Below are 23,390 nucleotides of genomic sequence, written 5' to 3' on the forward strand. Positions count from 1 at the left end.
GATATGTTGCAATTGTTATTTGGACTTGATCTAAATAGAGGCTATATTTGCCAAAAATAAAAATGCCACACGGTTCGGACCCGTGTGGCTAACCGGAAATCCGGCTCACCTTTAATCTCCATTAAAAGCCATGCAAATTAAGAAAATTTTGCTATTGGGCATGCTATGTGCCTGTGTAATTTTTGCTTCTGCCCAAAATCGACTCTCAGGTATCTCGGGGCAAATCAAAACCAGTGATGGAACTCCGCTTCCAGGGGCTACAATTAAAATCCACAAAAGCAATTATGGTACTTTAACGGATCAACGAGGTGAGTTTAAAATCTTAAATATCGTTTCTGGTCGCTATACGCTACAGGTATCTGCCATTGGATTTAAAACGCAAAAAAAGGAAATCACTATTACTGAAGGACAAACAATAGCTTTAAATTTTAGCTTGTCAGAATCCTCAGAGCAGATGGAAACCGTAAACGTTATCGGCAGAACATCCAGTCAGGAAGTGAACAGGCAGGCCTTTAACGTAACAGCTGTCGACGCTAAGAAGTTGTACAACACCACGCTTGATATTTCTGGTGCATTAGATCGTGTAGCGGGTATAAGGGTGAGGGAATCGGGAGGCGTTGGTTCGAATTTTAACCTTTCATTAAATGGTTTTTCAGGTAATCATGTGCGCTATTTTATCGATGGCATCCCGATGGATAATTTTGGCTCATCATTTCAGATCAATAATATTCCAATCAACATTGCTGATAGAATTGAGGTGTATAAAGGTGTGGTGCCGATGTGGCTGGGTTCAGATGCTTTGGGTGGTGCTATTAACATTGTAACTGGCGATCGTTACCGCAATTATATCGATGCTTCTTACTCTTTTGGCTCATTTAATACGCATAGGAGCGTAATTAATGCAGCAGTAACATCAAGAAGTGGCTTAACTTTTCAATTAAACGCTTTCCAGAATTATTCGGATAATGATTATAAAGTGAATGTAGAAGCATCTGACATTTATACTGGAGCTTACGCGCCAAAAGCTGCTTTAAGAAGATTTAATGATACTTACCATAACGAAACCTTAATTGCAAATGTAGGTGTTGTGGGTAAAAGTTATGCAGATAAGCTTTTGTTTGGCATAACAGTAGGTCAAAATTATAAGGAAATTCAAACTGGCGCCAGGATGGTTTCTGTTTTTGGTGGTTGGCACCGCAGGGGCAACATTCTTATGCCTACACTAAAATATAAAAAAGAGAACCTGATTAAGGGTTTAGACCTAACAATTAATGCCAATTACAATTTAGGTACCGAACAAAATATAGATACTTTAAATGTACGCTACGATTGGTACGGAAACAGTAAACCAAACGGAACAAATGGCGAGCGTTCGCGCAGTTTATACAAATACAAAAACAACAATGGCCTGGCAACAACCATGTTGAATTATAAAATAGATGATCACCAATCGGTAGCCTTAAGTAATGTATTTACAACCTTTAACCGTAAGGGAAGTGATGAGTTAAATCCCACAAATGCAGATTATGAAAGGCCCCGTAAAACCAATAAGAACGTATTGGGCCTTGGTTATAGTTTCGATGTTAGAGACCGTTGGAGTGCAACATTGTTCGGGAAATACATTAACCAGGCGAATGTTAATGGAAATGGCAGCACAGCTGGTAAAAACAATATTGAGCGGTTGGGTTATGGTACAGCGGTAACTTATTTTGTAAACCGGAATATGCAGTTAAAAGCATCCTATGAGCTTACCAACCGGATGCCGGAAGCGCAGGAGATTTTTGGTGATGTAGAAAACCAGGATGCAAACCCAGGTTTAAAACCAGAAAAAAGCGACAATTTTAATTTAGGCCTCAGCTATGGCTTTGCTTTAAATAAAGATCACAATTTCTCTTTTACCGCCAATGCCATATACCGCAATGCCACTAATTTTATCTACAACAGGTTAAATCAGAATCAATCGAAATTGGTAGCCGATAACCGCGATGGGGTAAGAACGGTAGGTGGTGATGCCGAAATCAGGTATTCGTATAAAAACTGGTTAAGCGTTGGTACTACCGTAACCTATCAGAATCTTAAAAATCTGCAGAAGTATGAAATTAATCCAAGCACAGGCGAAAAGTTTACCAATGTAAGTAATGTGTATCTCGATCAGATGCCAAACATTCCTTACCTGTATGGCAATAGTGATGTTTCTATTTCATTAAAAAACGTTGGCCACAAAGGCAATAACCTCTCTATTGGCTATAACCTGTTATATGTTCATGCTTTTTGGCTTTATTGGCCAAGTCAGGGAGCTGTAGGTGATAAAAAAGTGATCCCACAGCAGTTTAACCATGATTTAAACTTTGTGTACAGTTTAAAACAAGGCCGCTATAATATTGGCCTTGAAGCCAAAAACATTACCAATGCCGAACTCTTCGATAATTTTAGTCTTCAAAAACCAGGTAGGGCATTCTACCTCAATCTTAGATATTTCATTAATAAAATCAATAATTAAAATAAAATCAGTTCATATGAAAACAAACTTTACAAAAGCGTTTATTGCGCTTGCTTTCGCTGCGGTACTTAGTTCTTGTTCAAAAAAAGAAGAAGGTGAAAATGTACCCGAAAACCCTGGGAATTATATTTTGGCGGTAACTCCTGTTGCTTCTACCGGTGTTGCAGATTACTTGCTTACTGCCAGCGATTTGGATAAAGGAACCATTTCTACTGCCGGAAACGGTGTAGAACAAGATGGAACTTACCGTTACTATGTTACCCACAACAATAAGTTCTTCAGTATGCTTTACGGACAGGGAAATCCTGGAGCAGTAACCACTTACAATATTTTAGCTGGTAAATTAAATAAGGTTTCAAATTTCCAAACCGAAACCGTACAGGCTTTTGCACCGGTTAATGATGACTTATTATTGGTTAAAATTCCCAGAAACCTAACCGCCCCAACAGCTAATTTTTACCGTGTAAATACCAACAGCCTTTTAATTTCAGGCGAAGGTACACTAGATGCCCTGGCACCTGCAAACAATGGAGAAATTGCTCACTTTAGCTGGATTAAACAGGTTGGAAATAAGGTTTATGCGCCGTTTTTCTGTATTAACGGAAGCAGATTCTGGACAAAATATCCAAATACGGCATGGATAGCTGTTTATTCTTATCCAGATATGAAATTGGAGAAAGTAATTAAAGACGACCGTACCAGTTTTATAGGAAGATATTTTACCGATGGATTGGGTGTAGTAGAAAATGGAGACGTTTATGCGTTTTCGAGCTCAGTAGCTGTTGACGATAATACTGAAACCCCTGATGTGCTTACTGATTCTAAAATCACCTCTACCAAACCATCTGCCATTACAAAAATCAAAGCTGGTACAACCGAATTCGATTTAACCTATTTCCTTGATTTCGAATCTGTATCAGGTGGTTATGTAATTACCAACTGGATTTATATTGGTGGTAATAATTTCATCGTAAATGCGGTATTAAAAGCCAACAAAGGTGCCTATGTAAATGGAAAAACGATTGGCGTTTTAAACGTGGTTGATAAAACCTTCAAAAAAGTATCTGGCCTTCCTGCAGAAACAGCCATATCAAGCATTACTACAAACAACTATACCCCAAAAGATGGAAAACTGGCCTACCTGGGTTTCAATTTAACAGATGGTACCAGCTACGTATACAAAATAGATGCTGCTACAGCAACTGCAACCAGAGGCTTAAAAGTTGAAGGCGGAGTAATTACAGCTGTTCAACATTTAAAATAACCGCAAAATTATCACCTCAACAAACAAAACAGAACAATGGCAACGGTAAACAAAACTACTCCAGCAAAGAAAAAAAATAAAGATTCATTATTTAACCGGATCAATAAATGGCTTCACCTCTGGCTTGGCCTTATATCCGGAGTCATTGTTCTTATTGTTTGTATAACAGGCTGTATCTGGGTTTTTAATGAAGAAATTACAGGTTTTTTAGAACCCGAAACCAAAATAGAAAAGCAGGATAAGCCTGTTATTACACCTTCGCAGCTCAGTGCGATTGCTTTTAAGCTTTATCCTGAAAAAGTTCCTGCTTATGCACAGTATCAGCAGGGTAGAGCAATTAACTTGAATCTAAGAGGGAAGAAAGACGAAGGAAGAAGAGGCGGTGGCACAAGTTTGAAGATTAATCCATATACAGGGGAAGTAATCAGCAAAGTGGTGCACAAAAAAGGAGAGGTTGATTTTTTTAGATTTATCCTTAACGGTCATCGATTTTTGTGGTTACCTTTTGGCATCGGGCGGCCGATTGTAAATTACGGCACTATGGTGTTTGTTGTTTTATTAATTACCGGATTGATTTGGTGGTATCCAAAAAAATGGAACAAATCTACCCGTGATAAGAGCTTTAAAATTAAGTGGGGTGCTTCATTTAAAAGGGTAAATCTTGATCTGCATAATGTTATGGGCTTTTATTCTTTGATTTTTTTGCTTTTTATCGCTTTAACCGGTATGGTATATGGCATTAAATGGTACAGTGAAGGTTTATATTGGGTAACTTCAGGAGGCGAAAAACTAGGCGATTTCCAACGTTTGGAATCTGACTCTTTAGCACTTGGAAAATTCTACACACCACAAAAAGCAATGGATTTGGCCTGGCAAAAAGTGATTACCCGTCATCCTAAATCGCAGGGATTCTATTATACATTTCCAGATACATCAAAAGCAAAAGCAACGATTAACATTACAGTTTATCCCAATACCGGCCAGTTTTACAACAACCAGGGTTATACTTTTGATCAACACACTTTAAAAGAATTTAAACGCGACGGGGTTTATTCAATTCCTTATGAAGAAGCAGATTTTGGTGGCAAACTTAGAAAAATGAACTACGATATTCACGTAGGAAGTATTTTAGGCTTTCCAGGCAAAGTACTGGCATTTTTAGCTTCGCTTATTGGTGCAAGTTTGCCAATAACGGGTTTCCTGATTTGGTATGGTAGAAAATTTAAGAAAAAAAAGAAGAAAGAACCCGTTTTAACCGAAGGTGATAATAAAACTGGGGGTTTTAAGCCAAGGGCGAAAATCCCAGTTAAAAAGGTTGAAGAAGTTTTGCAATAATGTCTTTTGCATTTATGCAACCGTATTGTTGTTGCGAATAATCGGGATCAGCATATTTCTCGCTGGAACCTTAAATAAATTCAAAGTGATTAAAAAAGAAAACCCGGAAATGATTCGGGTTTTCTTTTTTAATGTTTTTTACAATTTTACCTTTTTTGCTTTAGGTTCAGGTTTTTCGGGTAATTGGATTGATAAAATTAAATCAATGCTTTCCGAATTGGTTTCATAATCGGCTGCAATTTTTTCCCATCTTTTTAATTCTGCCTGTAAGGTTTCAATTTCCTTACCTAAGGATTCGATCTTATTTTGGATTGATTTTCTAACATTTGTATTTGCCATAACACAAAATTATGATTTGGAGGCTTATGTTTAAACTTCTTTATGCAAATTATGGATGTAAATAACGCTAAGTGTTCTATTTCAATGAGTTTTATTCTTAAAAAATTTTCAACAATAGTGAAGAACAGATAAAAAGCACAACCCAGGATAAAAATGTGCAATCATTTGTTATTTTTACCCTACATCCCTAACAAACATGAAGAAAAATAACAGCTGCGATCTTAAAACCTGTTTTATGTGCCAACTTTCTTTAAAAGAATGGCATCCTGCTATTGCAAATCATAAAAGAAATTTCATTGCAAAAAAAGGGGAGGTTATAATCAGGGAAGGCGATCCGGTAAGTGGGGTATATTTTGTTACTTCAGGAAATGTAAAAGTGCATAAACAGTGGGGCGACAAAGAATTGATTTTGCGTTTTGCCAATGATGGGGCTATATTTGGTCATCGGGGAATCAGCAGCAGCATTGATATTTATCCAATTTCAGCAACCGCTTTAGAAACCACTAAACTATGTTTTGTTGACATCGATTTTTTTAAAGCCACAATAAAGGTAAACCAGGAATTTGCTTATAGTTTATTAATGTTTTATGCTGATGAGTTACATTCTTCAGAAAAGAAAATGCGTAACCTGGCATTAATGTCTGTTAAAGGCAGGTTAGCGGTTGCCATTTTAGGATTGAGGGATCAATTTGGCCTGGATGCAGATGGATTTTTAAACCTGGCATTAAGCCGTCAGGATTTAGCCGCATTTACCGGTGCAACTTACGAAACCGTTTTTAGGACGATGAATGAATTGCTTGCAGAAAAATTAATTATAGTGAACGGCAAACAGATTGGTATTTTAAATGAAGTTGGCCTGATTGATTTGAGTAGTAAATAACGATGGTTTTATATCTTTAGATTTTTAAATAGATTGGTGCCACACTGAGGGATAATTTATTTTATAAAAATCAAATTAAGTGATAGTTGCGCTTAAAAAATTAATTATCAGCATCTTATGTTAGGAATCATTTTATGTGGAGGGCAAAGTTTACGAATGGGCACTGATAAAGGTTTACTCTGCCATCAAAATAAGCTTTGGGCACAAATTGCATACGATAAATTGAGTACTATGAATTTATCGGTTCAATTTTCTGTCAACCCATTGCAGCAAGAAACCTATACCGATTATTTCGGAAAAGAAAATCTAATTGTAGATCACCATTTTTCTGATGTAAAAGGGCCATTATTGGGTGTGCTTTCCGCTCATTTATCCAATCCTGACGAAGATTTATTTCTCTTAGCTTGCGATATGCTGATGATGGAAACGCATTTATTGCAACAACTTATGCAAGCGTTTAAAACTGATGATGGTTTCGATGCTTACGTTTTCAGTAAGGATGCTCAGCAAGAACCCTTATGTGGAATTTATAAAGCTCAAGGCTTAAAAAAAATTATTGAACTATTTAACAGGAGAGGTTTAGGCAGGCACAGCATGAAATATGTTTTAAGCAAATTACATGTATGCGAAATTGCTATAGCAGATGAGGATTCCCATTATTTTGGAAATTTTAATTCAAAAGAGGAAATAAACGACCTAAAGTAATCCTGACTTTAGTTAAATGACTATTCATAAGAAAAATGCCAACTAAGTTTAAGTTAAACGTAATTTCATATTTACAAAATCTGCAAAACCGATTGATCAATTTTTGTGAAGTTATTTTTTTCACCTTCGCAAAGTGCACAGCAATAATGTGCTGGTAAATCGCTAAATGCGGTGCCAGGGGCAATGTTATTTTCAATTTCGCCAATGCTTTCGCTGTAAACAGTTAAGCAGCTATTGCATTGGTATAAAAAGCCAGCATCTTTTTTTTGATTTTCTTCTGCCTGGATACTTGGTACTTGTTTACCGGTTTTGATGGCATTTAAGCGGTATTTGTAAAATTTAAATATCGCACGCCTGAGTTGTTCGGGTAAGAGAAAACCGGGGTTGCTTCGGCTAAAAATTTCTCCTGTACGCTCATTCGGATTAAAATCCTTTGCACATAAAATATCATAAACGGCAAACAGTTTTAAGCCTAAAAAATTAATCAGATGGCGTTTTTGAATTAATATGCTGCTAAAAACCTCACTTTTTTTACGGGTTTTAATGCCAAAACAAATTCCAAACGTTCGGGTATCGTCGATACTTAAATGTTTAACCAGTACGCTTTTCAAAGCTAAACCTTCATTGCAGTTGTCTTCCACCTGAAAATTAAGCTCGTTGGCTGCATGCCGCATGTTAACCTCAAATTCTTCGAGCAAAGTATTCCAAAGGCTTTTATCTTTTTCATCAATCCCCTTTACAATGATTGTTTTCCATGAAGTGCAACACAATTGCCCCAGTTTGGTATCTAAGCAAAGCTGACAGAGTTTTTTTAAAAATGCAATGCTAAAAAGTTCATCGCGCCTGTAAATGCCCAACCAATATTTGTTGTTGTAGCGGTTTAAACCTTCGTAATAAGGCAAGTTGAATGAAGAGAGTGAAACCGTATTTTCAGCAGGTTTAAGGATAAAGTTTTTCGGTTCTAAGCGTGCAAAAAGATCTTCACCACTTGCTAAAGCATTATCCACAAAATCTGCTGCATTATTTTTAATGATGTTATCCAAAGCTTTGGTAACCTGCGCAATGTGATTGGTGTAACAGAGTTGGTTCCATTCGTAGGTTACATTGGTTTTTGGGAACCGGATAATTAAATGCCAGTAATGTTCTGATTTCGAAGAAGCAATCCAGTTGATGTTGCCAGTTAACATTGGCGTAAAACTCTGGTCGCTATCGCAAATATTCACCTTTATTGAAGGTTTAAAATCAATTTCATCTAAAATATCTTTATAAACGCCTTCAGTAAGCCAGGTTTTGCGGATAAAAATCTCTTCAGCAGGATAGGAGCTAATGATATTTGGATAATTGATGGCATCAACTTCGAAATCAACACCCAATTTATCCAGTTCGCTGGTAAAAATTTCTATGTTGTAGGTGGTGGTATCAAGTAAGAGTTGCTGCCGTAAACCAAAGCGCACATATTGGATCCTAGCTTTTGCTGCGGCCACAAGAATGTTGTAGAGGTTACCAGGGGAGATAATTCCGCCAGGGAAGTTTATAAAAACAGTTTGATACATAGCTTTAAGTATTTAGCAATCCAAATTCTGCTATGGCTTTAGCAAAATTTTTGTTTTCGTGCCCAGGTCGGCATAATTTCAAAAGTGCAAATCTTTGAATGTTAGTGAGTTTACGCCATTGTTCAATGGTTAACTGGAAGGCTAACGCTGCTGATTTATCTTGTAGCATTGCAGGGATTTGATGCAAATTACCCCAGTCGGGTAATAGATCGATAGGTATTGTAGTGGCCTGGTTTCCGGTATATTTAGCTATAAGCCCGATCAGATACTGATGATAGCGATCTGTTTCATCCTGTGTAAAAACAGGCATAAGTGCCAGCTTAACCCGCTCTGATGAATGGAATTTGCTCCATTCGGCCAATTTTAGCTTTATTCCCGCTGCATCCATCTTAAAACGGACTACCATAGGGATGCAGCGCATATTTTCTTCAATAAAATCTTCTTCGAACTGAAAATATTCAATCCCTTTAAGGTTTATAAATTCAGAAGGGGTGAGTTTTACTTTCATCATTTTGTTTAATTTTTAGGTTGTTTTTGGTCACTTTGTCTAATGCGATCTCAGGCTTAGGCTCTGTTTTTAATACATTTACAAACGAATCTAAAATCGCTTTCACTTCGGGGCGGCAACTGCCACAACCCATTCCGGCACCCGTTAACTGGCATAACTGCAAATGATCTTTACAGCCATCCTTTATTTTGTTAATGAGATTTCCTTCGCCAACATTGTTACAGCTGCAAACCGTTTTGCCAATAATTGGTTCAGTTGTTTTGCCGCTCCTTAAAAGTTGAAGCCGCTTTTCGCTAAGCTCCATTTTATTTTCAATCAGGTTTCTGAATTCCAAAAACTCACTTTTATCTCCAATCAGTATTGCGCCAACCAATTTGTCATTGTGCACAATACATTTCTTATAATATCGCTTTGCTTTGTCAATAAAAACAATTTCTTCATAGGTAGGATCGTTATTGGGTATTTCTGCCAAGCCCAAAGAGCAAAGTTCTAAGCTGTGCATTTTAAGAATGTTCATCAATAAGCTGCCTTGGTAAAATTTGGCAATATCACCACAGAGAAAGCGGGCAACAATTTCTGCCTGTTGTTCTGCTGCTGCGGTAATACCGTACATTTGTCCTTTAAATTCTGCAATTTCACCGATGGCATAAATGTCTTTTTCGCTTGTTCTCAAGTACTCATCAACCACTACTCCCCGTATACATTCAATACCTGCTTCTTTAATCAGTTCTGTATTGGGAACGGTGCCGATAGCAATTACCAGTGATTCGCAATTGAGCAATAAACCGCTTTTTAAACGGATGCCAGCAATACTTTTTTCTCCGATAATGCGGTCTACCTCATCATTATAGAAAATTTCGATGCCTTTGCTGATCAATTCTTCGTGCAATAACTGACTGCCAAGTGCATCTAACTGGCGGCCCATTAATCTTGATATCCTTTGAATAATGGTTACTTTTGATCCTGTTTCGGCTAGGGAAGTGGCCAGTTCTATCCCTAATAAACCTCCGCCAACAATTACCACTTTTCCGCTTGTGCTATCAACATGTTTTTTAAAACTGTCGGCATCGTTACGGCTGCGCATGGTAAATATTCCATTTATTTTAGGAATGTCTTTAAGCGCAAAAGCCCTGCTTCCGGTTGCCAGAAGCAGAATATCGTAATGATGGGTTTTGCCATTGCTATCGGTAACGGTTTTATCCCCTTTATTAATTTTATCAATGCCTAAACCGCGGTGTAACTTAATGCGGTAGTCGGTTTCTTCGCTATCGCTCATTTTTATGAGGTTATGCCAGGGCAGGGTGCCGATAATATAATCGGGAAGAAGTACACGGTTGTAAAAAGGAAAATTTTCTTTACTAAAAATCTCAATATCATCTTCGGTATTTAAGGCCCTGTAGCTTTTAACAAAACCACAAGCTCCGGCACCTGCACCTATAACAATAATTTTTTGCTTTTCTTTTTGATATAGTTTTACCTGTACCGCACTAAATTTGAAATCAGGCTCTTTGCTCTGCGGATCAACCAGGTTATTGGTGAGGTTATTTACACGATTTAAATCACTTATTAAGATTTTACCCCAATGCATGGGCATAAAAACAACTCCTGGTTTAATATCTACCGAAAATTTTGCCTTTACACGTACATTTCCACGTAAACTCGAAATTTCGACTATTTCATTGTCTTTTATGTTCCTGTTTTCAGCATCAATCGGATTAATTTCTAAAAAAGATTCACTGATGTGTTGATTCAGCTTATTTACCTTACCCGTTTTACTCCTTGTATGCCATTGATCCCGAATTCTTCCAGTAGTTAAAATAAGTGGATGTTCTGGTGTTAATGGTTCTGATTGGTTCTGGTCATCAAATGATAGGATATTTGCTTTTTTATCTGGAGTATAGAATTGATGATCGGTAAATAATCTAGCCGTTCCGAACGTGTTTTCTTCTTTGGTATAGGGCCACTGAACGGCTCTTTTTTCTTTTAAGATCTCATAATTAAGGCCGCTGATATCGATATGGGTTCCGGCCGTTAAGGCAGCGTGTTCGTGATATATCTCAGCAGCATCTTTAAAATCGAAGCCATGGTAACCCATTTTTTTTGCAAAGCGGCAAATAATTTCAGAATCTGGTAAAGCCTCGCCCGGTGCTTCTATCACTTTACTGAGGTAAGAAATATAGCGGCCGGCATTGGTCATGGTACCTTCTTTTTCTACCCATGCAGCCGCAGGCAATACTACATCTGCATATTTTAGGGTTTCAACCGTATTGCTAATGTCTTGCACAACAACAAACTTTGCCTTTTTTAATCCTTCTTCAGCCTTCCTCACATCGGGTAAACTAATTAGCGGGTTGGTACACAAGATCCATATTGCTTTAAGTTTTCCGCTATTCAGTTCATCAAACATTTCAGTTGCGGATAATCCCGGTTTAGCTTGTATGGTGCCTAGTGGAATCTGCCAAAATTTTTCAACTTCATTGCGGTGATTTTCATCGCTCAATATGCGGTGTGCAGGCAATAAATTACTCAAGCCGCCAACTTCACGTCCACCCATGGCATTAGGCTGGCCGGTTAATGAAAAAGGACCACTGCCCGGTTTGCCGATGTGCCCGGTAATCAGGTTTAGGTTAATGAGCGAAAGGTTTTTATTGGTGCCTACTACGCTTTGGTTAAGTCCCATCGTCCACATGGTGATAAAACCCTTTGCTTGGCCAATGTAAGATGCTGCTAAGCGAATATCGCTTTCCGTTACCCCACAAATTGCAGCTGCCTCTGCCAAAGAAGTTTTAAAAACTGTATGATGGTACTTCTCATAGCCATTGGTGCTGTTTGTGATAAAATCTGCATCCACTTTTCCATCTTCAATTAAGCATCTGCCAATGGCATGGTGCAGCGTAATATCTGTGCCTGGATTAAGCTGTAAATGAACATCTGCCAGCGAGCAGGTTTGTGTTTTTCGGGGGTCGCTAACGATAATTTTCAGATTAGGATTTTTCTGTTTTGCGGCTTCAACACGGCGCCATAGGATAGGATGGCACCATGCCGGATTTGCTCCTACCACAAAAATACAATCGGCAATTTCTATATCATCGTAACTAATGGGTACGGCATCTTCACCTAAACTCATTTTATAACCAACAACCGCACTGCTCATACATAAGCGGCTGTTGGTATCGATGTTATTGCTACCGATAAATCCTTTAATTAATTTATTTACTACATAATATTCTTCAGTTAAACATTGGCCACTGGCGTAAAAAGCTACACTATCCGGACCATGTTTTTTAATCAGTGCTTTAAAAACTGCTGCTGTTCTTTCTAGCGCGGTATCCCAACTTACCCTTTGGAGCGGCATATTTTTATTATAGCGCATTTCCGGGTAAAGTAACCTATCGCTTTTATCATTTGCCGTATAGTGAAGGTTCATCCCCTTGCTGCATAACATCCCTTTGTTTACCGGATGGTTTTTATCTCCTTCAACTGTTATCCGCTCGTGGATATCCTTATTTACAACAATCCCACAGCCCACGCCGCAGTAGCAACAGGTGGTTGTTTGGTTGGGCGATATGTTTTTTTCTTCTTTCAAATCAGATCAGCTGGTAGGGTAATTTCGTTGGTGTTTTTTATTTGCTTGGTGTAAGCACCAAATCTTCAACTGCCGATCTTTTCTGCGCCATAACGGTTCTGAATATGAAAACCGCAATCCCGACCCCAAGTATAATAAAACCAAGAAGTGTAAATGCACTGGTATAATCAATCAGATCTTTTTGAACGTTAATTCCGTTTTCAATAACATTTTTGGTAGCATGATTGGCTTTGGCTTTAAACATGAAGGCTATTAGCATGGCACCAATGTTGCCGCCAGCACCAACAATACCAGCTACACTGCCCACAGCAAGTGGGTTAATGAATGGAACAAGGCTATAAGTTGCGCCATTGGCCATTTTTAAACTTAGGCCGAAAACAAACATCATGAAAATGGCCATTCCGATATTGCCTGATTTTGCGAACCAGATTAAGCCGATTCCCTCTACTAAAAGCAATAAAGCGAGTAAAAGTGTTTTGCCATCAAATCCCCAGGTTTTGCCAATTTTATCGGCAACAATTCCACCTAGTGGCCTGGCGAAAATATTAATCCAGCCAAAAATACCTGCAACCATACCTGCAATAGCTATTGTTGCGCCAAATGAGTCGGTAAAAAAGATCGGTGCAAAGTTATCTACAGTAATTTCTACGCCAAAACAGGCTGCATAAGCAATGGTTAAAATCCAGGTGCGGTAATCTTTTGCGGCTAATAAAAAAGTGTTTTTGGTACTTTTTACGGTTTCATCCTTCACGTCTTTAAAATCGCCCTGTGGTGTATCCAAAGTATACCGGTTGTATAAGAATGCACAGATAAGCAGCATTACACCAGGAAAAATCATGGCATATCTCCAGCTATCTTCTGTACTGCAAAATCCCAGGGCTGTAAAACCAGATGCAATTAAAGGCATAAATAGATTGGCAGCACCACCACCGGCATTGCCAAAACCACCTGCTGTTGCATTTGCCGTTCCTTTAATACTGGAAGCAAACATTATTGAGGTATGAAACTGGGTGATTACGAATGATGCGCCGATTACGCCAATCGCTAAGCGGAAAAGTAAAAATGATGTATAAGAATGGCTGGTGCCGATTAAGAGTACCGGAATGGCGCAAAGCACTAAAAGCCAGGTATAAATCAGTTTAGGCCCAAATTTATCAATCAACCTACCTATAAGTAAACGGGCAATTATGGTGGCCGATACTGAGGCAATTTGAATATTGCCAACCTGATCTTTAGTGAGGTGAAGCTGCTCTCTTGCAATCTTCATCAAAGGGGCCATTCCAAACCAGGCGAAAAAACAGAAGAAAAATGTAAGCCAGGTAATGTGGAAGGTCTTCATCTGAACACCCTTAAGCGAAAATATATTAAGTTTATCCAGTGGTTTAGTTGTGGTATTCTGTATCATAATGTTCGGTTTTAGCGTGAAACGGTTCATGTTAAAATTTATAGCCTAAGCCTACACCCGCGTTCCATTTACCATTTTTTACGGCAGTTTTAGGATTATAATATAGCGGAACCTGTAGTGCGATATGCCGGAATGCTGCCGTTAAGCCAAAACCAAGGTTTGGCGTAAGGGCCGCATTTTTTGGGGCACCGGCAGCAACTTTATCTTCTTTGATTCGTAAGCTTGGAAGTAGCCCCAGTAATATGGTATAAGGTTTTTTGCTAAATTTTATACTCGGACCGGTACAGTTGATAAAAGCACCGTGATCAACATAACCTGCAACGATGGTACCATCGAATAAAACAGCTTTAGTTTGCGATTTTGCCGAAAAAAAGAACAAGGTAAGTGCGAGGCAGCCTGTTATGGCTACATAATTAGATATTTTCATAATGTTTTGGTTTGGTTAAATTTTTAATCCGGAAAAGTTTAAATCTTACTGGGTCAGGTTAAGATTTTGGCGTTGTGCCAATGTAAACAGTTCCGTTTTCTATCTTTACAGGATAGGTTTTTATGGCGCATTCATCGCCGCTTAAACATTCGCCGGTGCTCAATGAGAATGTTTTTTTGTGGAAAGGGCATGCTACCTTAGGTTCATCGGTAGTAGAGCCAATCATGCCACGGCTTAGTGCCATCTGCTTTTTATGCGGGCATTCATTTTGAGTGGCATACCACTCATTTCTTCTGGTGAAATAGAAAAGTGCAATCTGCTCTTCACCATGTTTTACACACACGCCACCGTTTTCAATGGCATCCTCGACTCGGCACGCTGCCAGCCAATTCGATTGTTCTTTCATAATTTTGGGTTTTATAAAGTTTGTAAAGGATTAGTTTATAAGGTTTTCCATTCTGCGGTTCTTTTTTGTCCGCGCATTTCAACAAATTCGATTGTTGGGTCTTTATCTTCAGGTGCGTTTACAAAATGAGAGAATCTTTTTCTGATTGCAGGGTTCTCAACAGCTTCTTTCCACTCACATTTATACGAGGCAATTAAATTTTCAATTTCATTTTCCCATTGGGCCGCCATACCCAAACTATCATTGATGATTACATTTCGCAAATAATCTATTCCACCTTCCATTTTGTTCAGCCAGGTTGCCGTACGGGTAAGTGGATCAGCGGTACGGATGTAAAACATTAAAAATCTGTCGATGTATTGGATGCAGGTTTCGCTATCCAAGTCTGTAGCCAGCAAAAGGGCATGTTGTGGTTTGCTCCCTCCATTACCACACACATACAAATTCCAGCCTTTTTCGGTGGCAATAATGCCAAAATCTTTACTTTGGGCTTCTGCGCACTCTCTTATACAGCCACTTACAGCCGACTTAAATTTATGAGGCGCCCGTATGCCTCTGTATCTTTCTTCAATCCTGATGGCAAAACTAACACTGTCGTGTAATCCAAACCTGCACCATGTGCTACCCACGCAACTTTTAACTGTTCTTAAACCTTTTCCATAGGCGTGCCCGCTTTCAAAGCCGGCCGCAATTAATTCCTCCCAAATGATGGGAAGATCGTTAAGGTGTGCGCCAAACATATCTATCCGTTGCCCGCCGGTTATTTTGGTGTAGAGGTTGTATTTTTTAGCAACTTCGCCAATTACAATCAATTTATCAGGTGTAATTTCTCCACCCGGCACCCTTGGCACTACAGAATATGAACCTCCTTTTTGGATGTTGGCCAAAAAACGGTCGTTACTGTCTTGCGCTACATCGTTTCCTTTTTTAAGGATCATTTCGTTCCATAAGCTGGCAAGGAGTGACGATACCAGTGGTTTGCACACTTCGCAGCCATCATTTTTGCCTAAGGCATCCAGCACCTCATCATAACTTTTTAATTCGTGGATATGGATCAGGTCAAAAAGTTCTTGCCGGCTATAATTAAAATGCTCGCAGATTACATTTTTAATGTATTTGCCTTGTGATTTTAAGGTGTAAGTCATTAAATCCTTTACCATTGGCAAACAACCACCACAACCGGTACCTGCTTTGGTGCATTTTTTCAGGTCATCGATGTTTTCGCAAGAACCATCTGCTACCGCAGCACAGATATCGCCTTTAGTAACACCTTCGCAACTGCATATTAATGCACTATCCGGTAAACCGGTAATTCCGGCCCCGCCAGCTGGTTCACTTCCTCCCCGTGCACCAAGTATCAGTTCTTCAGGGTTTTCTGGTAAAACAATTCGGTTATTAGAGGTTTGCAACAGCAGGTTGTACGCTGTTGCATCTCCAATTAATATACCTCCTAAAAGGTATTGCCCGTCATTACTAACATTTATTCTTTTGTAAACTCCTTTGTGTTTGTTTTCGAAAATGATGGTGCGGCAATCTGGTTCAGTAATAAAGTTATCGCCGAAACTCGCTACGTCGATGCCGATGAGTTTGAGTTTAGTGCTCATGTCAAATCCGGTAAAAGCTTTATCGCCTTGGCAAAGGTTTGTGGCCAATACTTCGGCCATTTCATAACCTGGGGCAATTAAACCATAAATCATTCCATCGTATAAAGCACATTCACCAATGGCATATATGGCAGGATCGCTGGTTTGCATTTTTTCGTTAACGATAATTCCCCCTCGTGCACCAACTTCAACACCGCAGGCTTTTGCCAGTTCATCACGTGGTTTAATACCGGCAGAAATCACCAGCATATCAACATCTATAACCGTATCATCGCTAAATTTTAATGCGGTAATGCGGCCGTCGCCTTCAATACTGGTGGTGTTTTTATTTAAGTGGATGTGTAAACCTAAATCTGCTAGTTTCGATTTAAGCATGTCGCTACCGGCCGCATCAATTTGCCTCGGCATTAAGCGGGGAGCAAATTCAATGATACTCGTTTTCTCAATTCCCAGATCGATTAACGCTTTAGCGGCTTCCAAACCCAATAAACCGCCTCCAATAACCGAAGCCGTTTTAGCCTTTTTTGCATAACCACTAATCAAATCCAGATCTTCTATTGTGCGGTAAACAAAAACGCCATCTTTTTCAATTCCGGGTATATTGGGTACAAAAGCACCAGAACCCGTAGCGAAAACTAAAATATCGTAACTGTAGTCTGCTCCGTTAGCGGTGTAAACCTTTCTATGTTCACGGTCTATTTGTGTTACCGGATTATTTAAAAATAAGGTAATATCCTGTTCTTGATACCAGTTTTCTGTAGAAAGTGAGAGATCATCAGCTGTTTTGCCGTTAAAGTATTCGCTTAAGTGTACACGGTCGTAAGCCCTGCGAGGTTCTTCGCCAAAAACAATAATTTTGAAAGATTTTGTCTTTGATCTTAACTTTTCGCAGAATTTATATCCCACCATTCCATTTCCTATTACGATTATCTGTGGTTCTTTCATAAATCTTAAAGGTATTTTGAGTTTGTTAGTTGTATCAGTCGTTTTATTTATTCAATTATTCATCACACTATGTTTTTCAACGTAAATAATTGGTTTTTTAAATCATGATATTGTTTTTATATGATTTTTGATATTCAAATATAGATTATTATTGAGTAAAAAGTTATTTAAAAGTGATATTTATCATAAAATATTTACTTTTTTAATAAAATTTCATCACTTTTATCATTAAATAGTTAAATCATTAAAATTATGGTAGAAAAAACGACTGATTTTGGGCTTTTTATAATGGGTGGAGGTCCTGGTGATCCAGAATTAATCACTATCAAAGCATTTAATGTGCTAAAAAGGGCAGAAGTTATACTTTACGACAACCTAAGCAACGAAGAATTGCTAAAAATTGCTCCAAAAAACTGTAAAATGATCTATGTTGGTAAACAACCTTATGGAAATTACACCCCACAGGAGAAAATAAACGATTTAATTGTAGAAAATGCTCAAAATTTTAAAGTTGTAGTGCGATTAAAGGGTGGAGATCCATTTATTTTTGGCAGAGGGTTCGAAGAATTGATTTATGCAGAAGCCAGAGGGATTACATGTCATTATATACCAGGAATAAGCAGTATGCAAGGTGCAGGTTTTATAGATGTACCTTTAACCCACCGTGGGATAAGTGAAAGTGTTTGGATTCTTACCGGAACCAAGAAAGACGGAAGCTTAACCAACGACCTAAAATGCGCCATGAAGAGTTCGGCTACAGTTGTGATTTACATGGGTATGAAAAAGGTTGGTGAAATTGTTAAAGCCTATTGCGATGCTGGTTTAGGTAATATGCCAGCTGCAATAATTCAGCATGCTACCTTGCCTCATCAGAAACAGGTAGTATGTACAGTGCAAAATCTGCAAAAATCGGCCGAAGAAGCAGGATTAACTTATCCCGCTATTATTATTATAGGTAATGTGGTGCAGGCCAAAGCTTATGCGAATTTAAACCAGGGTGAATTGTTATCTGCATAAATAATTTAGTAGTCCAATGTTTTATTTGTGATATACAACAATGTAAATAACCTTTGGGCTTCCCTAACCAACTGATCTTAGTAATCAGTTTAATAACTTAGCTAAAAGTACTTATCCAATGTTAAACCATAAGTAAGGTTTAAGTTTTCACTTTGGGTTATATTAAGCTTATTGTAAGTAAGCGCAGTTGTAAGGCTTATCCATTTGCGCAATTTTAAGCCAAGCGTGGTGCTTGATCGGATGATATAATCGCCTTTTCTGTCGAAAGAATTTTGTAAAAAATGATTTCCATCAATAGTAATCAATTCTTTAATAGCGAAATGATATTGTAATCTCAAAGAATTCCTATAAGTATGGTAACTATCGCCAACAATGAGGCTACTTTGATCAAAAAGCACACCGTTGCTTAAATTAATATAGGCATTTGTTCTATCTAAAATACTATACGCAATTCCTCCTCCGGCAAGCAGCTGATTTTTAAGTTTTAGCGAGTAGCTGGTATTGTAATTTACCAAACCCCAATAATAAAAGTGAGGAAAAGTTTTGTACAGGTTGAAGTTAAGCGTGGTAGAAAAGTCGTTATTGGTTAAATTGTTATTTTGTTTGCCATAAAGCCAGGCCGAACTGGAGTTTAAAACAAAACTTTTCTTTTTCATGCCGAAATTTAATGCGTTGTTTAGTAAATAGGCACGATCTTCATTTGTTCGGTTAATTGATCCTGTTGAGGTAAGCAATACATGGTAATTTGTACTATCTGTATACTGGGCAAAGGATGTTACATAACAGGAAAAGAATAAAATTAGCAGGACAATAAACTTCATAATTATTTTAACATCATTTGGCATCAATATGTTTAATATGATTTAATTCAGATCGTACCATTTGGGCACCGGGATATACTCCTGATTCCATGTAATTTCATTGTGCTCATTTTTATAACCTGCAGAAATCCATCCAATATTGGGTTCTTCCTCTGCAATTTCTCTTTTAAATTTGTAGGCATCTATCGTTAAATAGTGATAAAGTTTATCCTGATCTGTTTTGCTTTCGGCTAGGAGGATTAAAGCTTTTTCACCTGTTTCGAGAGGGTAAACAAATGCACCTTTTACTTTCATAATGTTTTTATTTGTAGACAATAAAATTCTGAGAATGTTTTGTTCATTTCCGGATAAGGTTTGTTATGCAGTTCAAAAAAAACAACCCGCAAGAATTAACTTACGGGCTTAACTTAAAAATAGGTAGATTAATTTAAAGTCAGTTCGATTACCGGAATCTCAAAATCAGGTTTCCTCTTCGGAAGTTTTAAAACAAGGTTATTCCCGGTAGATTTTTCCACATCGACCTGTATTTCTGAATTATCATGTAAAAACTGGGCATATTTTGTTTTGTCTTTATATCCCTCTAAGGTGAGGTATCCAGTGTTGGGGTATTCGAAAAGGTGTACATAAAGCTTTTTAGTATCCTTATTATAGGTTAGTTTTATTCCGTCGGCTGCTTTATATCCGGCAGGAGCAAAAGTGCAATGGTAAATAGATTTCGAGTTGGCATGCATCCATAAGGCCAAACTATCCAATGCGGTATTGGCTCTGCTATCGAATTCTCCGCGGGCAGTCGGACCAACATTTAACAATAAATTGCCGCCATTGGCTACTGAAGTAATGAGCAGATCCAATAATTTTCTGTTGCTTTTCCAGGTGTTTTCGTCGCGGTGATATCCCCATGAACCTGAAAAGGTTTGACAGGTTTCCCAAACTTTACCGCGGTATTTTTCCAATTCTTTCGGACCAACCTGCTCAGGGGTTTCAAAATCAGTACCATCTTCATAATCATTAAGGTCTAAACGATTATCTACTATAATTTGCGGTTGCAGTTTCCTAATCTGCTTAAGCAGTTCTACCGAACCCCAATCATCACGGCCTTTGCCATACTTGCCGGGATAAGAGAAGTCGGCCCAAAGAATATCAATTTTTCCATACTTGGTTAGCAATTCTGTTACCTGATTGTACAAATACTTTCGATACTTTGCCATATCACGGTTTTTATTTAGGTCAGCGTAAGCTTCATCACTTTCTGTCTGTGGCCTTAAAGGATGGTATTTGTCAACCGGAAAATCAGGGTGGTGCCAGTCTATCAGTGAATAATAAAAGCCAACTTTAATACCCTCTGCGCGAAATGCATCTAAAAACTCTTTTACTAAATCTCGTTTAGCCTGAGTATTGGTGGCCTTATAATCGGTGTATTTACTGTCGAATAATGTAAATCCTTCGTGGTGTTTAGTGGTTAATACGGCATATTTCATTCCTGCCGCTTTAGCTTCCTTTGCCCATTTTTTAGGTTCAAAGAGATCGGGATTAAACTGATCGAAATATTTCTGATAATTTTCGTTTGTTATGCGTTCTGCATTTCTTACCCATTCGTGGCGCGCAGGTAAAGCATAAAGCCCCCAATGGATAAACATTCCGAAGCGGGCATCCGTCCACCATTCCATTCGTTTGGTTTTTTGAGCAGCAGTTTCGTTTCCCAATCGCTTTTGGGCCAAGCCTGGTAAGGCAAAACTAAGCAGCAGCAAAGCTGATAAAAATGTTTTTCTCATTTTGTGGTTTCTTTTGGTTAGGGTTTAAAAGACTAATTTACCGAGCAATTGGCATTAAAAATGTTGGTGTATGAGCAAAATATTAAGGGAAATTGGTTTAAATTTCCTTTAACTTTAACCAGAATTAACTGTTAATATGGCATCAAACCCCTCAAAAGATTGGCGTTTCAAACTACACGAAATCATTTACGAATCGAACACGCCCGCAGGTAAGGCTTTTGATGTTGGCCTATTGATTGCCATTTTTTCGAGTATTATTGTGGTAATGCTCGATAGTGTGGTGAGTATTCATCAGCAATATGGCAAATTATTCAATATTACTGAATGGGTTTTTGCATCGCTTTTTACTATAGAATATATTTTAAGGCTGGTAAGTATCAGAAAGCCAATTCGGTATGTATTCAGTCCGTTGGGTATTATTGATCTGGTTGCACTATTGCCCTCATATTTAAGTATCTTTTTTATCGGTGCGCAATCGTTATTGGTATTTAGGGCTTTGAGGTTACTTAGGGTTTTCAGAATATTTAAACTTGGCCATTTTTTAACCGAGATTAATTTCTTAACGCAGGCACTGAAAAATAGTGTTCGGAAAATAAGCATTTTTCTGCTCACTGTATTAACCATAACGGTTATTCTTGGATCGATCATGTACCTGGTAGAAAAACGTGAAAATGGTTTCTCTAATATTCCAGAAAGTATCTATTGGGCTATAGTTACCATAACTACAGTAGGATATGGCGACATTTCGCCCATTACACCGCTGGGCAAGTTTGTAGCTTCGGTTGTAATGCTAATCGGTTATGCAATTATCGCTGTACCAACCGGAATTATCACCCACGATATTGCAGTTGCTTCCAGGCAGAAAAAAGAACTACCAGAATCTTGTCCAAATTGCAGTAGGGAAGGGCATGATAATGATGCACTGTTTTGTAAATATTGTGGCTCATCTTTATTTAAATAAAAATGCCAGACTGGTTTTCAATCTGGCATCTTTTTAATGCTTTTTTTAATTTACAAAAGCTCACTGTCATCCTCATCATAAGCATTCGGATCTTTATCCAGCTCTTCTATATCTGATTCATTGTAGTCGTCGCCTTCTTCCACTACATCATCATCGCCCAAATCCTCATCATCTTCATCATCAGGCCCTTCAATTTCATCATTTAACAAAGTACCTTCTCCATCTGCAAACGGCACTTCATCTTCAGTGTATTCATCATCATCTGGCTCAGGAGTATTGTATCCTTCAGCTGCATTTCCTTCTGAGCGGTTAATCTGAAACTGCTCAATATTTTGAATTTCTTCCTCTTGGTGATTGTTCTCTTGATTTTCCATAATGTAAATGTTTTTATTATAGAACAGGATGAAAACAAATTAGGTTTAGGAAAAAATAAATTATTAAACCCTGTATGTTGTGCGGTATTTGAATCAACAATAGCAATCGATGAAACTTTTTAAGTATTAATCGGGTTATAGTAATGCATTTAACCTTAATTAATTAACCATGAAAAACCATTTTAATACCAAAAAAATAGCAGTAGTGGGAATGATTGTTTCAGCCACATCATTTAACGCAATTGCAAACACTGATTGGCACTATGCTACAACATTTGATTATATCCAGAAAGCGGATAGTTTAACAACTGAACAGTTTTTGCAACAAGCAGCGATTGCCGGAATGAAAGAGGTATTAACAGGAAAACTTGCTGCCGATAAAGCTGCCGATAAAAAAGTTAAGGCATTTGGCCGAATGATGGTGGATGATCATACCAAAGCCAACGAAGAATTAAAAGTTTTGGCAAAGCTTAAGAAAGTTAATTTGCCAAATAGCACGCCAGATGATGGTCAAAGACCTGATGGAAGGGTAGACTCGGCCCCAGAAAACTTGAAAGATACCTCAAGAGTGAAAAATACCGGTGGTGAAGCTGGCAATACCGGCCTAACTACTAAAGGAGGAAATGAATATGATGTAACAAATGCTACAGAACAACTGAACAAACTCAGCGGAACTTCATTTGATAAGGCTTATGTTCAAATGATGGTTACCGATCACCAAAATGCAGTGGCATTATTTGAAAAAGCATCGCAATCAACAGACGCGGCAGTTAAGGCCTATGCCAATAAATATTTGCCAGTTTTAAAAAAACACCTAAAAGAGGTTAGTACTTTAAATAAATAATATTGATTTAAGCAATTAAATGAAAGAGTCGGCAAACGCCGGCTCTTTTTTTTTCGTGCGCCGGGCATGGCAATCGACTATAGGGTTCAAGTCCCGAACACGCTTAGCAGTAGGAAGTGTTAGCTCGAGACAAGGGTGTCGTGG

Annotated in this window: 20 protein-coding genes; 8 read left to right on the top strand and 12 right to left on the bottom strand. The window is 38.2% G+C overall.

The window, feature by feature from the left end; all coding sequences use genetic code 11:
• Positions 1-130 precede the first annotated feature (130 nt).
• Genes ASE74_RS14270 through ASE74_RS14280 form a run of 3 tightly spaced genes read left to right on the top strand, consistent with a single transcriptional unit; the run spans position 131 to position 5,099 of the window.
• Entirely contained in the window at positions 131-2,500 is a 2,370-nt protein-coding gene (locus ASE74_RS14270) for a TonB-dependent receptor (protein WP_055910382.1), read from the top strand.
• Between the two features lie 16 nt (positions 2,501-2,516).
• Positions 2,517-3,764 carry a DUF4374 domain-containing protein gene (locus ASE74_RS14275; RefSeq protein ID WP_055910385.1) on the top strand — a complete coding sequence of 416 codons (1,248 nt, stop codon included), beginning with the start codon at positions 2,517-2,519 and terminating at the stop codon, positions 3,762-3,764.
• Between the two features lie 36 nt (positions 3,765-3,800).
• Positions 3,801-5,099 carry a PepSY domain-containing protein gene (locus ASE74_RS14280; RefSeq protein WP_055910388.1) on the top strand — a complete coding sequence of 433 codons (1,299 nt, stop codon included), beginning with the start codon at positions 3,801-3,803 and terminating at the stop codon, positions 5,097-5,099.
• Between the two features lie 138 nt (positions 5,100-5,237).
• Here the strand turns inward: ASE74_RS14280 and ASE74_RS14285 are convergent, their stop codons facing one another.
• On the bottom strand, positions 5,238-5,438 hold the full coding sequence (locus tag ASE74_RS14285) for a hypothetical protein (protein ID WP_055910391.1): 201 nt from the start codon (positions 5,436-5,438) through the stop codon (positions 5,238-5,240).
• A gap of 196 nt (positions 5,439-5,634) precedes the next feature.
• On the opposite strand from ASE74_RS14285, the gene ASE74_RS14290 reads away from it, so the two are divergent.
• Positions 5,635-6,318, top strand: coding sequence for a Crp/Fnr family transcriptional regulator (locus ASE74_RS14290; protein WP_055910394.1), 684 nt, complete (start codon positions 5,635-5,637; stop codon positions 6,316-6,318).
• 117 nt (positions 6,319-6,435) lie between these two features.
• Positions 6,436-7,023 (top strand): molybdenum cofactor guanylyltransferase, encoded by a 588-nt coding sequence (locus ASE74_RS14295; protein ID WP_082458786.1) that lies wholly within the window; start codon positions 6,436-6,438, stop codon positions 7,021-7,023.
• Positions 7,024-7,094: 71 nt separating this feature from the next.
• Here the strand turns inward: ASE74_RS14295 and ASE74_RS14300 are convergent, their stop codons facing one another.
• Genes ASE74_RS14300 through nirB form a run of 7 tightly spaced genes read right to left on the bottom strand, consistent with a single transcriptional unit; the run spans position 7,095 to position 17,457 of the window.
• Entirely contained in the window at positions 7,095-8,576 is a 1,482-nt protein-coding gene (locus ASE74_RS14300; protein WP_055910399.1) for a rubredoxin, read from the bottom strand.
• Positions 8,577-8,580: 4 nt separating this feature from the next.
• Positions 8,581-9,087, bottom strand: coding sequence for a nitrate reductase associated protein (locus tag ASE74_RS14305; protein ID WP_200912310.1), 507 nt, complete (start codon positions 9,085-9,087; stop codon positions 8,581-8,583).
• Entirely contained in the window at positions 9,059-12,670 is a 3,612-nt protein-coding gene (locus ASE74_RS14310; RefSeq protein ID WP_055910405.1) for a nitrate reductase, read from the bottom strand. The genes ASE74_RS14305 and ASE74_RS14310 overlap by 29 nt, the downstream gene beginning before the upstream one ends.
• A 37-nt stretch (positions 12,671-12,707) precedes the next feature.
• Positions 12,708-14,075, bottom strand: coding sequence for an MFS transporter (locus ASE74_RS14315; RefSeq protein WP_055910436.1), 1,368 nt, complete (start codon positions 14,073-14,075; stop codon positions 12,708-12,710).
• 31 nt (positions 14,076-14,106) lie between these two features.
• Positions 14,107-14,502: a hypothetical protein gene (locus ASE74_RS14320; RefSeq protein WP_235526097.1), complete on the bottom strand. Its 396-nt coding sequence runs from the start codon at positions 14,500-14,502 to the stop codon at positions 14,107-14,109.
• Positions 14,503-14,560: 58 nt separating this feature from the next.
• The gene (gene nirD / locus ASE74_RS14325; RefSeq protein WP_055910407.1) at positions 14,561-14,908 is read right to left on the bottom strand and encodes a nitrite reductase small subunit NirD; all 348 of its coding nucleotides are present in this window, start codon (positions 14,906-14,908) and stop codon (positions 14,561-14,563) included.
• A 35-nt stretch (positions 14,909-14,943) separates the two neighbouring features.
• Positions 14,944-17,457, bottom strand: coding sequence for a nitrite reductase large subunit NirB (gene nirB / locus ASE74_RS14330; RefSeq protein WP_082458787.1), 2,514 nt, complete (start codon positions 17,455-17,457; stop codon positions 14,944-14,946).
• A 252-nt stretch (positions 17,458-17,709) separates the two neighbouring features.
• On the opposite strand from nirB, the gene cobA reads away from it, so the two are divergent.
• Positions 17,710-18,474 carry a uroporphyrinogen-III C-methyltransferase gene (gene cobA, locus ASE74_RS14335; RefSeq protein WP_055910410.1) on the top strand — a complete coding sequence of 255 codons (765 nt, stop codon included), beginning with the start codon at positions 17,710-17,712 and terminating at the stop codon, positions 18,472-18,474.
• 101 nt (positions 18,475-18,575) lie between these two features.
• On the opposite strand, the gene ASE74_RS14340 is transcribed toward cobA, so the two are convergent.
• The 3 genes from ASE74_RS14340 to ASE74_RS14350 form a co-directional block, all read right to left on the bottom strand.
• The gene (locus ASE74_RS14340) at positions 18,576-19,295 is read right to left on the bottom strand and encodes a DUF481 domain-containing protein (RefSeq protein WP_055910445.1); all 720 of its coding nucleotides are present in this window, start codon (positions 19,293-19,295) and stop codon (positions 18,576-18,578) included.
• A 42-nt stretch (positions 19,296-19,337) separates the two neighbouring features.
• Positions 19,338-19,589 carry a hypothetical protein gene (locus ASE74_RS14345; RefSeq protein ID WP_055910413.1) on the bottom strand — a complete coding sequence of 84 codons (252 nt, stop codon included), beginning with the start codon at positions 19,587-19,589 and terminating at the stop codon, positions 19,338-19,340.
• A gap of 128 nt (positions 19,590-19,717) precedes the next feature.
• Positions 19,718-21,067, bottom strand: a complete 1,350-nt coding sequence (locus ASE74_RS14350; protein ID WP_055910417.1) for an alpha-L-fucosidase — start codon at positions 21,065-21,067, stop codon at positions 19,718-19,720.
• A 136-nt stretch (positions 21,068-21,203) separates the two neighbouring features.
• Here ASE74_RS14350 and ASE74_RS14355 point away from each other — a divergent pair, with 136 nt between their 5' ends.
• The gene (locus tag ASE74_RS14355) at positions 21,204-22,028 is read left to right on the top strand and encodes an ion transporter (RefSeq protein WP_055910420.1); all 825 of its coding nucleotides are present in this window, start codon (positions 21,204-21,206) and stop codon (positions 22,026-22,028) included.
• 50 nt (positions 22,029-22,078) lie between these two features.
• Here the strand turns inward: ASE74_RS14355 and ASE74_RS14360 are convergent, their stop codons facing one another.
• On the bottom strand, positions 22,079-22,402 hold the full coding sequence (locus ASE74_RS14360; protein WP_055910426.1) for a hypothetical protein: 324 nt from the start codon (positions 22,400-22,402) through the stop codon (positions 22,079-22,081).
• A gap of 169 nt (positions 22,403-22,571) precedes the next feature.
• Between ASE74_RS14360 and ASE74_RS14365 the strand changes: the two genes are divergently transcribed.
• Complete coding sequence (locus ASE74_RS14365; protein WP_055910429.1) at positions 22,572-23,246, top strand: DUF4142 domain-containing protein; 675 nt, start codon at positions 22,572-22,574, stop codon at positions 23,244-23,246.
• Positions 23,247-23,390 lie beyond the last annotated feature (144 nt).

Source organism: Pedobacter sp. Leaf216, assembly GCF_001421515.1.
GTDB lineage: Bacteria > Bacteroidota > Bacteroidia > Sphingobacteriales > Sphingobacteriaceae > Pedobacter.

What these genes read in the sequence shown, in the direction of transcription:
- ASE74_RS14345 (WP_055910413.1), bottom strand. Translation starts at nt 19,589, where the DNA reads ATGAAAGTAAAAGGTGCATTTGTTTACCCTCTCGAAACAGGTGAAAAA.
- ASE74_RS14270 (WP_055910382.1), top strand. Translation starts at nt 131, where the DNA reads ATGCAAATTAAGAAAATTTTGCTATTGGGCATGCTATGTGCCTGTGTA.
- ASE74_RS14355 (WP_055910420.1), top strand. Translation starts at nt 21,204, where the DNA reads ATGGCATCAAACCCCTCAAAAGATTGGCGTTTCAAACTACACGAAATC.
- ASE74_RS14340 (WP_055910445.1), bottom strand. Translation starts at nt 19,295, where the DNA reads ATGAAGTTTATTGTCCTGCTAATTTTATTCTTTTCCTGTTATGTAACA.
- ASE74_RS14365 (WP_055910429.1), top strand. Translation starts at nt 22,572, where the DNA reads ATGAAAAACCATTTTAATACCAAAAAAATAGCAGTAGTGGGAATGATT.
- ASE74_RS14285 (WP_055910391.1), bottom strand. Translation starts at nt 5,438, where the DNA reads ATGGCAAATACAAATGTTAGAAAATCAATCCAAAATAAGATCGAATCC.
- ASE74_RS14290 (WP_055910394.1), top strand. Translation starts at nt 5,635, where the DNA reads ATGAAGAAAAATAACAGCTGCGATCTTAAAACCTGTTTTATGTGCCAA.
- ASE74_RS14360 (WP_055910426.1), bottom strand. Translation starts at nt 22,402, where the DNA reads ATGGAAAATCAAGAGAACAATCACCAAGAGGAAGAAATTCAAAATATT.
- nirD (WP_055910407.1), bottom strand. Translation starts at nt 14,908, where the DNA reads ATGAAAGAACAATCGAATTGGCTGGCAGCGTGCCGAGTCGAGGATGCC.
- ASE74_RS14300 (WP_055910399.1), bottom strand. Translation starts at nt 8,576, where the DNA reads ATGTATCAAACTGTTTTTATAAACTTCCCTGGCGGAATTATCTCCCCT.
- ASE74_RS14320 (WP_235526097.1), bottom strand. Translation starts at nt 14,502, where the DNA reads ATGAAAATATCTAATTATGTAGCCATAACAGGCTGCCTCGCACTTACC.
- ASE74_RS14275 (WP_055910385.1), top strand. Translation starts at nt 2,517, where the DNA reads ATGAAAACAAACTTTACAAAAGCGTTTATTGCGCTTGCTTTCGCTGCG.
- ASE74_RS14315 (WP_055910436.1), bottom strand. Translation starts at nt 14,075, where the DNA reads ATGATACAGAATACCACAACTAAACCACTGGATAAACTTAATATATTT.
- ASE74_RS14280 (WP_055910388.1), top strand. Translation starts at nt 3,801, where the DNA reads ATGGCAACGGTAAACAAAACTACTCCAGCAAAGAAAAAAAATAAAGAT.
- nirB (WP_082458787.1), bottom strand. Translation starts at nt 17,457, where the DNA reads ATGAAAGAACCACAGATAATCGTAATAGGAAATGGAATGGTGGGATAT.
- ASE74_RS14305 (WP_200912310.1), bottom strand. Translation starts at nt 9,087, where the DNA reads ATGATGAAAGTAAAACTCACCCCTTCTGAATTTATAAACCTTAAAGGG.
- ASE74_RS14350 (WP_055910417.1), bottom strand. Translation starts at nt 21,067, where the DNA reads ATGAGAAAAACATTTTTATCAGCTTTGCTGCTGCTTAGTTTTGCCTTA.
- ASE74_RS14295 (WP_082458786.1), top strand. Translation starts at nt 6,436, where the DNA reads ATGTTAGGAATCATTTTATGTGGAGGGCAAAGTTTACGAATGGGCACT.
- cobA (WP_055910410.1), top strand. Translation starts at nt 17,710, where the DNA reads ATGGTAGAAAAAACGACTGATTTTGGGCTTTTTATAATGGGTGGAGGT.